This window comes from Kosakonia pseudosacchari (genome assembly GCF_015167415.1).
GTDB lineage: Bacteria > Pseudomonadota > Gammaproteobacteria > Enterobacterales > Enterobacteriaceae > Kosakonia > Kosakonia pseudosacchari.
On record NZ_CP063425.1, the window covers coordinates 3,619,378 to 3,632,141 of the forward strand.

The window sequence follows — 12,764 nt, forward strand, 5'->3', positions numbered from 1 at the left end:
GACTTTTCATTCTCACTCATTATAAGTCTGCAAACTTTGAACAATGTGTTTTCTCAAAGAAAAGACCTTAAGATCGCCAGAGAGTAACGCAATACCGCTTTTTTTTCACCACTAATACACCTTAGCTAACAAACTGCTTCTTAATCTCTTTTTCCGGACTGGATATTCCCGGCGCGACCAGCATGTTTAGTCATTAGTACAAAGATCGCAAAAAACAGTGATCATCTTCCGCTTACGGTGCTATGCTGCGCAAACACTGTTTAGTAAATTAAACAAACCATGAAAACGACTCCTGAACTCTCCTGTGATGTACTGGTCATCGGCAGCGGCGCGGCCGGTCTTTCGGTGGCTTTACGGCTTGCGGACAAACATAAGGTCATTGTTTTAAGCAAAGGTCCCATTAGCGAAGGTTCGACATTTTATGCTCAGGGCGGTATTGCGGCGGTATTTGATGAAACCGACAGCATCGAATCGCATGTGGAAGACACGCTGATTGCCGGTGCCGGAATTGTCGAGCGCCACGCAGCGGAGTTCGTCGCCAGCAACGCGCGCCAGTGTGTCCAGTGGCTGATTGATCAGGGCGTGTTGTTTGATACCGAAATCGCTGCCAACGGCGAAGCCAGTTATCACCTTACGCGTGAAGGCGGGCATAGCCACCGCCGCATTCTGCATAGCGCCGACGCGACCGGCAAAGAGGTCGAAAATACGCTGGTCACCCAGGCGATTAACCATCCGAACATTCGCGTGCTTGAGCGCTGCAATGCGGTAGACCTGATTATCTCCGACAAAATTGGCCTGCCCGGAACGCGCCGTGTCGTGGGCGCATGGGTATGGAACCGTAATAAAGAGCAGGTGGAAACCTGCCAGGCAAAAGCCGTGGTCCTGGCAACCGGTGGTGCCTCGAAGGTCTATCAGTACACTACCAACCCAGATATCGCCTCCGGTGACGGCATTGCAATGGCCTGGCGAGCGGGCTGCCGGGTGGCGAATCTGGAATTTAATCAATTTCACCCTACCGCCCTGTTCCACCCGCAGGCGCGCAACTTCCTGCTCACTGAAGCGCTACGCGGTGAAGGTGCACATCTGAAACGCCCGGACGGCACCCGTTTCATGCCCGATTTTGACGCGCGAGGCGAGTTAGCGCCACGCGATGTGGTTGCGCGCGCGATCGATCATGAAATGAAGCGCCTCGGCGTCGATTGCATGTATCTCGATATTAGCCATAAACCAGCTGAATTTATCCGACACCATTTCCCGATGATTTATGAAAAGTTGCTCGGGCTTGGCATCGATTTAACCAAAGAGCCCGTTCCAATTGTCCCTGCCGCCCATTACACCTGCGGTGGCGTGATGATTGACGATCGCGGGCGTACCGATGTCGACGGGCTGTATGCTATTGGGGAAGTGAGCTATAGCGGCTTGCACGGCGCGAACCGCATGGCGTCGAATTCGCTGCTGGAGTGTCTGGTATATGGCTGGTCGGCAGCGGAAGATATCGCCCACCGTATACCGCATGCGCAGGCCGCCACGACGCTGCCAGCATGGGATGAAAGCCGCGTGGACGATGCCGATGAACGGGTGATTCTGCAACACAACTGGCACGAATTACGGCTGTTTATGTGGGATTACGTCGGCATTGTGCGCACCACTAAACGTCTTGAACGCGCACTGCGTCGTATAACACTGCTCCAGCAGGAAATCGATGAATACTACGCGAACTTCCGCGTCTCGAATAACCTGCTGGAGCTGCGCAATCTGGTGCAAGTCGCGGAGTTAATTGTCCGCTGTGCGATGGCGCGCAAAGAGAGCCGTGGGTTACATTTCACGCTGGATTACCCCGATTTACTGCCGGAATCCGGCCCGACGGTGCTCTCGCCACAAAACTACATAAACAGATAAAACGCCTGGGTCAGTGCAGTGTAGCTCTCTGAATAACGCTGATCTGGCCCACGGATCACCAGACGATCGGCAAACATTTCGCCGTCTCGCGGAGAGAAAGCCAACAGGACGCGATGGGGCAGGCGGCTTTCTGTTTCAGTCACATCCGTACGCAAACGCAGATGCCAGCCCAGCGTCTGCGCTTTGTTGACGAAGGCTTCGCTGATTTCAATCGGCAGAACGACGCAGAAAAAACCCTCTTCCGTAATCAGCGTTGCGCCAATTTCCAGGAGGGACTGATGATCAAGCGTTGTGGTATAACGCGCTTTGTCGCGCTCAGGCGTGGCACACTGCACCCCTTCGTCAAAATAGGGCGGGTTGCTGACAATCAGATCGTAACGGGCGGTATTTTCCGTGGCCCACTGGCAGATATCCGCCTGATGCACGGTAATGCGTGCAGCCCACGGCGAGGCCTGAACATTTTCCAGTGCCTGCCCGGCAGCATGCACATCCAGTTCGACGGCATCAATCGTCACCTCCGCAGAAGTGCGTTGCGCCAGCATCAGCGCCAGCAGCCCACTGCCGGTACCAATGTCCAGCACATGCCGCGCTTTGGAAACCGGCGCCCACGCGCCTAACATAACCCCGTCGGTACCCACTTTCATGGCGCAGCGATCGTGAGCAACAAAGAATTCTTTAAACGTGAAGCCGTCACGGCGCAGCTGAGCCTTTGACTGGGACATCTTTACAACCTCGGTTCGGAAACCGGTGTAGCATAGGGGAAAGCAAAGCGCTGGAAAAGCAATAAGCAGACAACAGATGAAGATTGCAGCCGTAACGTCTATAATCGGCGCCCCACACAGAGGTAGATCATGACTGTAACGACTTTTTCCGAACTCGAACTTGACGACAGCCTGCTGGACGCGCTCCAGAGTAAAGGCTTTACACGCCCGACCGCCATCCAGGCCGCCGCCATTCCGCCTGCGCTTGAAGGGCGTGATGTCCTCGGTTCCGCCCCTACCGGCACCGGTAAAACAGCGGCATATCTGCTGCCTGCGTTGCAGCATCTTCTGGACTTCCCACGTAAAAAATCCGGCCCACCGCGCATCCTGATCCTGACGCCGACCCGCGAACTGGCGATGCAGGTTGCCGATCACGCGCGTGAGCTTGCCGCTAACACGCATCTGGATATCGCCACCATTACCGGCGGTGTAGCGTATATGAACCACGCGGAAGTGTTCAGCGAAAACCAGGATATCGTGGTCGCGACCACTGGCCGCCTGCTGCAATATATTAAGGAAGAGAACTTCGACTGCCGCGCGGTAGAGACGCTGATCCTTGACGAAGCAGACCGCATGCTGGACATGGGCTTCGCGCAAGATATTGAGCACATTGCCGGTGAAACCCGCTGGCGCAAGCAGACCATGCTGTTCTCCGCGACGCTGGAAGGCGACGCCATTAAAAGCTTTGCCGAGCGCCTGCTGGAAGATCCTGTCGAAGTTTCCGCCACGCCATCAACGCGCGAGCGCAAGAAAATTCACCAGTGGTACTACCGTGCCGATGACGTCGCACATAAAACCGCGCTGCTGGTGCATCTGCTCAAGCAACCTGAAGTAAGTCGTTCTATTGTGTTTGTGCGCAAACGCGAGCGTGTGCATGAGCTGGCAAACTGGCTGCGTGAAGCGGGCATTAACAACTGCTATCTCGAAGGTGAGATGGTGCAGGCGAAGCGTAACGAAGCGATCAAACGCCTGACGGAAGGTCGTGTGAATGTGCTGGTCGCCACCGATGTCGCTGCTCGCGGCATTGATATCGATGATGTCAGCCACGTCTTTAACTTCGATCTGCCGCGCAGCGGCGATACCTACCTGCACCGCATCGGTCGGACGGGTCGTGCAGGTCGTAAAGGCACTGCGATTTCGCTGGTCGAAGCGCACGATCATCTGTTGCTGGGTAAAATCGGTCGTTATGTTGAAGAGCCGCTGAAGCCGCGCGTGATAGACGAATTGCGTGCGAAAACGCGCGCGCCCAGTGAAAAGCTGACAGGCAAACCGTCGAAGAAAGTGCTGGCGAAACGGGCAGAGAAGAAAAAAGAGAAAGAAAAAGAGAAGCCGCGTGTGAAACAACGCCATCGTGACACCAAAAACATTGGTAAACGGCGTAAGCCGAGCGCTGCAAGTACTGCGCCGCAAAATACAGAAGAGTAAAAAAACGCCGGGATATCCCGGCGTTTTTATCTGTGCCTGAAATTACAGGCTTTCAGTAAAGGTACGAGCAATAACGTCGCGCTGCTGTTCTGGTGTCAGAGAGTTAAAGCGCACTGCATAACCGGAGACACGAATTGTCAGTTGAGGGTATTTTTCCGGGTGTTCAACGGCATCAAGCAGGGTTTCACGACGCAGCACGTTAACGTTCAGGTGCTGACCACCTTCAACGCGCACTTCCGGTTTCACTTCCATCGGAATTTCACGGTATTCGATGTCACCGAGTTTGCTGATCGCAACCACTTCATCTTCTGCATAACCGGCTTTGGCACACACGCAACGTGCTTCGCCTTTGTCGTTATCGAGCAGCCAGAATGAGTTCAGCAGGTTGTCATTAGCAGCTTTAGTAATCTGGATACCAGTAATCATGCATAGCCTCCCTTAGGCACAGTATTTGATTCGCCGGACTCATTCCGGCCAATTGGTAAAACCATTGTTGTCTGATTGTTTATATACCAGTCTGGCATGCGTCATTCTTTGATTTAAATCAACAAAAACCACACAGTAAAAATGGCTATTGGGTAATATACTTGTTTTATATCAAGTTACACCAATCATGCCGACTTAAAATTTTTGTGAATTTTAAAAATATTTTTAGGATTACCGTTCACAGACGACAGTGAATTTTGTTCCGGGGAAATAAGCAGTTAAGCTACAGGGAACGAACTTCGCAGGAGAGCGGGATGACCACTTCATTAACATGGCATGATGTGCTGGCAGAAGAAAAACAGCAGCCGTACTTTATTAACACCCTTAACACGGTGGCGGCTGAGCGCCAGTCCGGGACAACCATTTATCCGCCGCAGAAAGATGTGTTCAACGCCTTTCGCTTCACTGAACTTGGCGATGTCAAAGTTGTGATTCTCGGCCAGGATCCCTACCACGGCCCCGGACAAGCACACGGTCTGGCGTTTTCCGTTCGTCCGGGCATTGCGCCTCCCCCTTCTCTGCTGAATATGTATAAAGAGCTGGAGGCCAGCATTCCAGGTTTTGTCCGCCCTCAACACGGTTACCTTGAAAGCTGGGCGCGTCAGGGCGTGCTGCTACTTAATACTGTGCTCACCGTGCGCGCCGGTCAGGCGCACTCGCACGCAAGCCTCGGCTGGGAAACCTTCACCGATAAAGTGATTAGCCTGATTAACGAGCATCGCGAAGGCGTGGTATTTCTGCTTTGGGGTTCACACGCGCAGAAGAAAGGGGCGATTATCGACACAAAACGCCATCATGTTCTGAAAGCACCGCATCCGTCTCCGCTCTCCGCGCACCGTGGATTTTTCGGCTGTAACCATTTTGTACTGGCGAATCAGTGGCTGGAAAAACAGGGCGAAGCGCCAATCGACTGGATGCCAACATTACCGGCCGAGAGTCAGTAAAAAATCCGCCTTTATAAAAGACAGCATTGATTGCGCCCTGAAAGAGCGTACGAACGCCTCTGTCAGGCTCGTGAGAGTGAAATTCAAAGGCAATAAAGCAGAGCCAGAAAGGTGTTGATGACCATGTCCACAGGATGTGGTTTTCAGCGAGTAGAATACAAAAATGCCAGCATTACGCTGGCATTTTTTATTGCACCTGACGTAGCGATCAGGCTTTATTTTGACGCCACCACTCTGCCAGCAACACGCCAGTTGCGACAGAAACGTTGAGACTTTCAACGTTGCCGGTACCTTCAATTGAGACGCTTAAATCTGAACGAGACAGGGTAACATCAGACAAACCATCGCGCTCCTGGCCCAGCACCAGCACCATTTTTTTCGGCAACTCGGCTTTAAACAGCGGCGTCCCGTTGTGGCTGGACGTCGTCACCAGCGCGTAACCCGCCTGACGGAACTCTTCCAGCGCATCGACAAAGCTATCGCCGGTGATCGGCTGAACATGTTCCGCGCCGCCTTCTGCGGTACGGACTGCCGCGCCCGATTCAACCACTGCCGCATCCTGTAATACCACGCCTTTCACACCGAAATGCGCGCAACTGCGCATAATAGCGCCGAGGTTGTGCGGGTTCCCTACATCTTCCAGCGCCAGCACGCAATCTTCTTCTGCGGCGTTCGCCACCCATTTCTGGACGCTCAAACCATTGCGCTTTTTGATCAGGAAGCACACGCCGCCGTGGTGTTCTGTGCCGGAGGCTTTCGCCAGTTCATCTTCATCAACCACGTGATACGCTTTACGGTTCGCGGCCATCCAGCGCAGGGCTTCTTTAAAACGCGGGGTCACGCTCTGCACAAACCAGGCGCGAACAATCGATTCAGGACGGCTACTGAACAGTGCCTGACAGGCATTTTCGCCATAGACACGCGTCTCTTCCGCGCGCTGGCGGCGCAGCACTTCCGGATCAATAAAACTTTTACCGCTAATACCACCATGATCCGGTTTTTCCGGCGTTTCGTCGCCCGGCGCACGGGAAACAGTACGCCACGGTGAGTCACTGTGGTTGCTGAAATTGTCTCGCTGCGGGCGGCTTCTGTCATCACGAGCAGGGCGGCCACGGTCATCGCGGGCAGAACGACTTCTGTCGTCACGACCAGTACGACCTTTATCATCGCGGGAGGTGCGACGGTCATCGCCACCGCGCGAAGACGTTCCGCTACGTGCTGGCCCTTTCCCGGTGCGCGGGTTATAGCCACGTTTATCGGAATCATCATCACTGCGGACATACATCACTTTGACCTTGCCGCTTTTATTCTTTAATTCATCGTTCATGCTTTTCTCCACCAGCGCTGCGCGAAGCGCGCAGATTACCTGATGTGCTGGCGCTTAGCCATTAATTCGTTCAAAAGTTATCGGCTATTGTACTCATTGAATAAAACGCGTTGTCGTTTAAAACCTTCTTATCAATAATATGTAACATTGAAGAAACATACCGGCGAAACGCCGCTTTGTACCATCGTTTCCCTGAGGTTAGTTATGAATACCGTATGTGCAAGCTGTCAGGCGCTGAACCGCATTCCTGAAGAAAGAATGAACGACGGCGCGAAATGTGGGCGCTGTGGACATGAGTTGTTCGATGGAGATGTGATCAATGCGACTGGCGAAACCCTGGATAAACTGCTGAAAGATGACCTGCCCGTGGTCGTTGATTTCTGGGCGCCATGGTGCGGCCCGTGCCGCAACTTCGCGCCGATTTTCGAAGATGTTGCGGAAGAACGCAGCGGCAAAGTGCGCTTTGTAAAAGTTAACACCGAAGCCGAGCGCGAGCTCAGTGCGCGTTTCCGCATTCGCAGTATTCCGACCATTATGCTGTTTAAAAATGGCGAAGTGGTGGACATGCTGAGTGGCGCGATGCCAAAAGCGCCGTTCGACAGCTGGCTTAACGAATCACTGTAATCCCTTCGGGGCACATCTTGTGCCCCGTTTTCAGCTCTGCGACAATGGCGTTTTTATTACGCGACCTTCATGACCCATAACGCTGTTCTCCAACTCCGTGCTGAGCGCCTTGCCCGCTCGACGCGCCCGTTTCTGGCGCGTGGCAACCGCATTCGCCGCTGCCAGCGCTGCCTGCTGCCGCTGAAAAACTGTCTGTGTGATACCTTAAAACCGGCTTGCGCCAACAGCCGCTTTTGCCTGGTCATGTTCGACACCGAGCCAATGAAACCCAGCAATACCGGGCGTTTGATTGCCGATATCCTGCCTGATACGCAGGCTTTTCAGTGGTCGCGTACCGAACCACCGCAAGCACTGATCGATTTATGTACCAGCGACAAGTACCAACCGATGGTTGTCTTTCCGGCTTCTTATGCGGGCAGCGAACGCCAGGTGTTGAACGCTCCCGCCGCCGGCAAACCGCCACTGTTTATTATGCTGGATGGCACCTGGACCGAAGCGCGTAAAATGTTTCGCAAAAGCCCCTATCTGGATGCATTACCGGTTATCTCCGTCGATCTCTCACGCGTGTCTGCCTATCGTTTAAGGGAAGCGCATGCAGATGATCAATACTGCACGGCGGAAGTGGCCATTGCCCTGTTGGATCTCGCTGGCGACAACACCGCAGCGCAAGCGCTCGGCGATCACTTCACCCTGTTTCGTGAACGCTACCTGGCGGGGAAACCGCATCATTCGCCCGCCATCACAGCAAACGACGCAGAAAACGTTTAATATCATCGGGTCACTCTTTTGCGGAGGCCGGTATGAGCCAACGAGGGCTGGAAGCGTTATTACGTCCCCGATCGATTGCGGTGGTGGGGGCATCCATGAAGCCGGATCGCGCGGGTTTTTTAATGATGCGCAATTTGCTGGCAGGCGGTTTCGCAGGTCCTGTCTTACCGGTAACGCCCGCCTATAAAGCCGTGCAGGGCGTTCTGGCGTGGCCGGATGTCGCCAGCCTGCCTTTCACGCCGGATCTAGCGGTGTTGTGTACCCACGCAAAACGTAATTTGACGCTGCTTGAGGCGCTCGGCCAAAAGGGGTGTAAAACCTGCATTATTCTTTCCGCTCCACCCGAGCAGCATGCCGATTTGCTGGCCTGCGCCGGCCGCTACCAGATGCGATTGCTTGGCCCGAACAGCTTAGGCTTGCTTGCCCCCTGGCAAGGGTTGAACGCCAGTTTCTCCCCAGTGCCGATTACACGCGGCAAACTGGCGTTTATTTCCCAGTCTGCCGCCGTTTCTAATACCATTCTCGACTGGGCGCAGCAGCGGGAAATGGGGTTTTCTTATTTCATCGCACTCGGCGATAGCCTCGATATTGACGTCGATGAGCTGCTCGATTTCCTGGCGCGCGACAGTAAAACCAGCGCTATCCTGCTCTATCTGGAACAGTTAAGTGATGCCCGTCGCTTTGTTTCCGCCGCACGTAGCGCATCGCGTAATAAACCGATTCTGGTCATAAAAAGCGGTCGCAGCCCTGAAGCGCAGCGTTTGCTGCATTCCCATGCGGGGCTCGATCCGGCCTGGGATGCGGCTATTCAGCGCGCCGGTTTATTGCGGGTACAGGATACGCATGAGCTTTTTTCTGCCGTCGAAACGCTCAGCCATATGCGCCCGTTGCGCGGTGAACGGTTGATGATCATCAGTAATGGCGCGGCCCCCGCCGCACTGGCGCTGGACGAACTCTGGTCACGCAACGGTAAGCTGGCGACACTGAGTGAAGAGACGATAACGCAGTTGCGCGCCGTGCTGCCGGAGTATGTGGATCCCGCCAACCCGCTGGACTTGCGCGATGACGCCAGCAGCGAACGCTACATCGCCGCGTTGAATATTCTGCTTGATAGCCAGGATTACGATGCGCTGATGGTGATCCACGCGCCCAGCGCCGCCGCGCCGGGCAGTGAAAGCGCGGTGGCGTTAATTGATGCGCTGAAAAAACATCCCCGCGGGAAATATGTCACCGTGCTGACCAACTGGTGCGGTGAGTTTTCCTCTCAGGAAGCGCGGCGTCTGTTTAGTGAAGCCGGATTGCCGACCTATCGAACCCCGGAAGGCACCATTACGGCGTTTATGCACATGGTGGAATATCGACGAAACCAGAAGCAATTGCGTGAAACGCCAGCGCTCTCCGTGAGCCTGACAGCAGATACCGCCGCAGCGCACAACCTTCTGCAGCAGGCGCTTGCCGATGGCGCGTCCACGCTGGATACCCATGAAGTACAACCGATCCTGCGCGCCTGGGGACTGCAAACGCTGCCGACCTGGATTGCCAGCGACAGTGCGGAAGCGGTGCATATTGCCGAACAGATTGGCTACCCGGTCGCGCTGAAGTTGCGTTCGCCGGATATCCCGCATAAATCGGAAGTCCAGGGGGTAATGCTTTATCTGCGTACAGCAAAAGAGGTGCAACAGGCTGCTGATGCCATTATTGATCGCGTCAAAATGAACTGGCCGCAAGCGCGCATCCACGGTTTGCAAGTGCAGAGCATGGCGAACCGTGCTGGCGCGCAGGAATTGCGCGTAGTGGTAGAGCACGATCCGGTTTTCGGTCCGTTGATCATGTTAGGTGAAGGCGGCGTTGAGTGGCGGGCAGAGGATCAAGCCGCCGTGGCACTTCCACCACTCAACATGAACCTGGCACGCTATCTGGTTATTCAGGCGATCAAAAGTAAAAAGATCCGTGGGCGCAGTGCATTACGCACGCTGGATATCGCCGGCCTGAGCCAGTTTTTAGTTCAGGTCTCAAACTTGATCGTCGATTGTCCGGAAATCGAACGGCTCGACATTCACCCTTTGCTGGCTTCCGGCAGCGAATTCACGGCGCTGGATGTGACGATGTCTATTGCGCCCAGCGCCGGGAACGGTGAGACGCGTCTTGCGATTCGCCCCTATCCGCAGCATCTGGAAGAACACGTTGAAATGAGAAATGGCGAGCAGTGCTTGTTCCGCCCGATTCTTCCCGAGGATGAACCTCAGTTGCAGGCATTTATCGCCAGGGTGACGAAAGAAGATCTCTACTATCGCTACTTTAGCGAGATCAACGAATTTACCCACGATGATTTAGCGAATATGACGCAGATCGACTACGATCGGGAAATGGCCTTTGTGGCTGTGCGCAGCACCGATCAGGGCGAAGAGATTTTGGGCGTAACCCGCGCTATTTCCGATCCGGATAATATCGACGCCGAATTTGCCGTGCTGGTGCGATCCGATTTGAAAGGGCTCGGGCTCGGACGACGTTTACTTGAAAAGCTCATCAGTTATACCCGGGATCACGGACTTAAGCGCTTGAATGGTATTACTATGCCCAACAATCGCGGCATGGTAACGCTGGCGCGTAAACTGGGATTCGATGTCGATATCCAACTGGAAGATGGCATAGTCGGTTTGTCGCTCCATCTGACACAGACAGAGTAATCCCGAGTAAGGTACTGGAAATGTTGACCACTTTAGCAGGCTCGGTGTTATTATTGCCCGCTTATGTCGTCTGCATGCTACAGAAGACCCTTCAATAAACAGAGAAGAAACGCACTGTGATGTTGTCAAAATTTAAGCGTAATAAACATCAACAACACCTTGCCCAATTACCCAAGATTTCTCAGTCAGCTGATGATATAGAGTTCTTCTATGCGCCTGCTGATTTCAGGGAGACGCTGCTTGCGAAGATAGCCACCGCAACGCGCCGGATCTATATCATTGCCCTGTATCTTGAGCAGGATGATGGCGGGAAAGGAATTCTGAACGCGCTGTATGAAGCAAAACGCCAACGCCCGGAGCTGGATGTGCGCGTCCTTGTTGACTGGCACCGCGCTCAGCGCGGCCGTATTGGCGCAGCAGCGTCAAATACCAATGCGGACTGGTACTGCCGCCTGGCACAGGAAAACCCAGGCGTTGTCGTTCCCGTTTACGGCGTGCCGGTTAATACCCGCGAAGCGCTTGGCGTGCTCCACTTCAAAGGCTTTATTATTGATGACTGCGTGCTGTATAGCGGCGCGAGCCTTAATGATGTTTATCTGCATCAGCACGATAAATACCGCTATGACCGTTATCAGCTAATCCGCAATCCACAGATGGCAGATGTCATGCAAGGCTGGGTTGAGCAGAATCTGATACAGGGTCGTGGCGTGAACCGCCTTGATGATACGCAGCGTCCTAAAAGCCCGGAAATCAAAAATGATATCCGGCTGTTCCGCCAGGAATTGCGCGATGCGTCGTACCATTTCCAGGGCGATGCGGATAACGAGCAACTGGCTGTGACTCCGCTGGTTGGTCTGGGAAAATCCAGCCTGCTGAACAAAACAATTTTTCATCTGATGCCGTGTGCGGAACATAAGCTGACGATTTGTACGCCTTATTTCAACCTGCCGGCGGTACTGGTACGCAATATTATTCAGTTGCTGCGTGATGGGAAAAAAGTCGAAATCATCGTTGGCGATAAGACGGCAAATGACTTTTTCATTCCTGAAGATGAGCCGTTTAAGATTATTGGCGCGTTGCCTTATTTGTATGAGATCAACCTGCGTCGTTTCTTAAGCCGCCTGCAATATTATGTGAATACCGACCAGCTTGTTGTTCGCCTGTGGAAAGATGACGACAACAGCTACCATCTGAAAGGGATGTGGGTTGACGATGAGTGGATCCTGCTCACCGGGAACAACCTGAACCCACGCGCCTGGCGTCTGGATCTGGAAAACGCAGTGCTTATCCACGATCCGAAACATGAGCTGGCCGCACAGCGTGATAAAGAGCTGGAGCTTATTCGCACGCACACCACAGTAGTAAATCATTACCGTGATTTGCAGAGCATTGCGGATTATCCGGTGAAGGTGCGTAAACTGATACGCCGCCTGCGCCGTATCCGCATTGATAAGCTGATTAGCCGCATTCTTTAATATTAAGCCCCGTCTCTGTGACGGGGCTTTTTTTCAGGTCTTGTAATGAAATACACCTTGCTGGCAACAACGCTGCTGCTGACAGGCTGTAGCCATATGGCGAACGATAGCTGGAGCGGGCAGGATAAAGCACAACATTTTATTGGTTCGGCCATGCTTTCCGCAGCCGGCAACGAATACGCACAACATCAGGGCATAAGCCGTGACCGTAGTGCGGTGTATGGCCTGATGTTTTCTGTCAGTCTTGGCGCATCGAAAGAGTTATGGGATAGCCGCCCGGCAGGGAGCGGCTGGAGCTGGAAAGATTTCGCCTGGGATGTTGCCGGTGCCACAACAGGTTTTGCCGTGTGGCAACTGGCAAGATAGAA

Annotated in this window: 11 protein-coding genes; 8 read left to right on the forward strand and 3 right to left on the reverse strand. The window is 53.8% G+C overall.

The window, feature by feature from the left end:
* Positions 1 to 279: 279 nt before the first annotated feature.
* The gene (nadB, locus tag IP581_RS16995) at positions 280 to 1,899 is read left to right on the forward strand and encodes an L-aspartate oxidase (RefSeq protein WP_193820941.1); all 1,620 of its coding nucleotides are present in this window, start codon (positions 280 to 282) and stop codon (positions 1,897 to 1,899) included.
* On the opposite strand, the gene trmN is transcribed toward nadB, so the two are convergent.
* Positions 1,884 to 2,621 (reverse strand): tRNA(1)(Val) (adenine(37)-N(6))-methyltransferase TrmN, encoded by a 738-nt coding sequence (gene trmN / locus IP581_RS17000; RefSeq protein WP_193820942.1) that lies wholly within the window; start codon positions 2,619 to 2,621, stop codon positions 1,884 to 1,886. The two genes, nadB and trmN, sit on opposite strands and share 16 nt — an antisense overlap.
* A 129-nt stretch (positions 2,622 to 2,750) precedes the next feature.
* Between trmN and srmB the strand changes: the two genes are divergently transcribed.
* Positions 2,751 to 4,085 carry an ATP-dependent RNA helicase SrmB gene (gene srmB, locus IP581_RS17005; protein ID WP_097400246.1) on the forward strand — a complete coding sequence of 445 codons (1,335 nt, stop codon included), beginning with the start codon at positions 2,751 to 2,753 and terminating at the stop codon, positions 4,083 to 4,085.
* 42 nt (positions 4,086 to 4,127) lie between these two features.
* Here the strand turns inward: srmB and grcA are convergent, their stop codons facing one another.
* Complete coding sequence (grcA, locus tag IP581_RS17010; RefSeq protein ID WP_097400245.1) at positions 4,128 to 4,511, reverse strand: autonomous glycyl radical cofactor GrcA; 384 nt, start codon at positions 4,509 to 4,511, stop codon at positions 4,128 to 4,130.
* A gap of 314 nt (positions 4,512 to 4,825) precedes the next feature.
* Here grcA and ung point away from each other — a divergent pair, with 314 nt between their 5' ends.
* Positions 4,826 to 5,515 (forward strand): uracil-DNA glycosylase, encoded by a 690-nt coding sequence (ung, locus tag IP581_RS17015; protein WP_097400244.1) that lies wholly within the window; start codon positions 4,826 to 4,828, stop codon positions 5,513 to 5,515.
* Between the two features lie 208 nt (positions 5,516 to 5,723).
* Here ung and IP581_RS17020 read toward each other — a convergent pair whose 3' ends face one another.
* Complete coding sequence (locus tag IP581_RS17020) at positions 5,724 to 6,842, reverse strand: tRNA/rRNA methyltransferase (protein ID WP_097400243.1); 1,119 nt, start codon at positions 6,840 to 6,842, stop codon at positions 5,724 to 5,726.
* 204 nt (positions 6,843 to 7,046) lie between these two features.
* Here IP581_RS17020 and trxC point away from each other — a divergent pair, with 204 nt between their 5' ends.
* The 5 genes from trxC (at position 7,047) to IP581_RS17045 (ending at position 12,762) form a co-directional block, all read left to right on the forward strand.
* A complete protein-coding gene (gene trxC / locus IP581_RS17025; RefSeq protein ID WP_020454759.1) occupies positions 7,047 to 7,466 on the forward strand; it encodes a thioredoxin TrxC in 420 nt (139 codons plus the stop codon).
* Positions 7,467 to 7,535: 69 nt separating this feature from the next.
* On the forward strand, positions 7,536 to 8,234 hold the full coding sequence (locus IP581_RS17030) for a tRNA-uridine aminocarboxypropyltransferase (RefSeq protein WP_193820943.1): 699 nt from the start codon (positions 7,536 to 7,538) through the stop codon (positions 8,232 to 8,234).
* Between the two features lie 32 nt (positions 8,235 to 8,266).
* Positions 8,267 to 10,921, forward strand: coding sequence for a bifunctional acetate--CoA ligase family protein/GNAT family N-acetyltransferase (locus IP581_RS17035; RefSeq protein ID WP_193820944.1), 2,655 nt, complete (start codon positions 8,267 to 8,269; stop codon positions 10,919 to 10,921).
* Between the two features lie 119 nt (positions 10,922 to 11,040).
* A complete protein-coding gene (gene pssA / locus IP581_RS17040) occupies positions 11,041 to 12,396 on the forward strand; it encodes a CDP-diacylglycerol--serine O-phosphatidyltransferase (protein WP_086870690.1) in 1,356 nt (451 codons plus the stop codon).
* A 45-nt stretch (positions 12,397 to 12,441) separates the two neighbouring features.
* Positions 12,442 to 12,762, forward strand: coding sequence for a YfiM family lipoprotein (locus IP581_RS17045; protein WP_160269087.1), 321 nt, complete (start codon positions 12,442 to 12,444; stop codon positions 12,760 to 12,762).
* Positions 12,763 to 12,764: the final 2 nt, after the last annotated feature.

Excerpts from the sequence above, each read along its gene's own strand:
- trmN (WP_193820942.1), bottom strand. The coding sequence starts at position 2,621 with ATGTCCCAGTCAAAGGCTCAGCTGCGCCGTGACGGCTTCACGTTTAAA.
- nadB (WP_193820941.1), top strand. The coding sequence starts at position 280 with ATGAAAACGACTCCTGAACTCTCCTGTGATGTACTGGTCATCGGCAGC.
- IP581_RS17020 (WP_097400243.1), bottom strand. The coding sequence starts at position 6,842 with ATGAACGATGAATTAAAGAATAAAAGCGGCAAGGTCAAAGTGATGTAT.
- pssA (WP_086870690.1), top strand. The coding sequence starts at position 11,041 with ATGTTGTCAAAATTTAAGCGTAATAAACATCAACAACACCTTGCCCAA.
- trxC (WP_020454759.1), top strand. The coding sequence starts at position 7,047 with ATGAATACCGTATGTGCAAGCTGTCAGGCGCTGAACCGCATTCCTGAA.
- ung (WP_097400244.1), top strand. The coding sequence starts at position 4,826 with ATGACCACTTCATTAACATGGCATGATGTGCTGGCAGAAGAAAAACAG.
- IP581_RS17035 (WP_193820944.1), top strand. The coding sequence starts at position 8,267 with ATGAGCCAACGAGGGCTGGAAGCGTTATTACGTCCCCGATCGATTGCG.
- IP581_RS17045 (WP_160269087.1), top strand. The coding sequence starts at position 12,442 with ATGAAATACACCTTGCTGGCAACAACGCTGCTGCTGACAGGCTGTAGC.
- grcA (WP_097400245.1), bottom strand. The coding sequence starts at position 4,511 with ATGATTACTGGTATCCAGATTACTAAAGCTGCTAATGACAACCTGCTG.
- IP581_RS17030 (WP_193820943.1), top strand. The coding sequence starts at position 7,536 with ATGACCCATAACGCTGTTCTCCAACTCCGTGCTGAGCGCCTTGCCCGC.
- srmB (WP_097400246.1), top strand. The coding sequence starts at position 2,751 with ATGACTGTAACGACTTTTTCCGAACTCGAACTTGACGACAGCCTGCTG.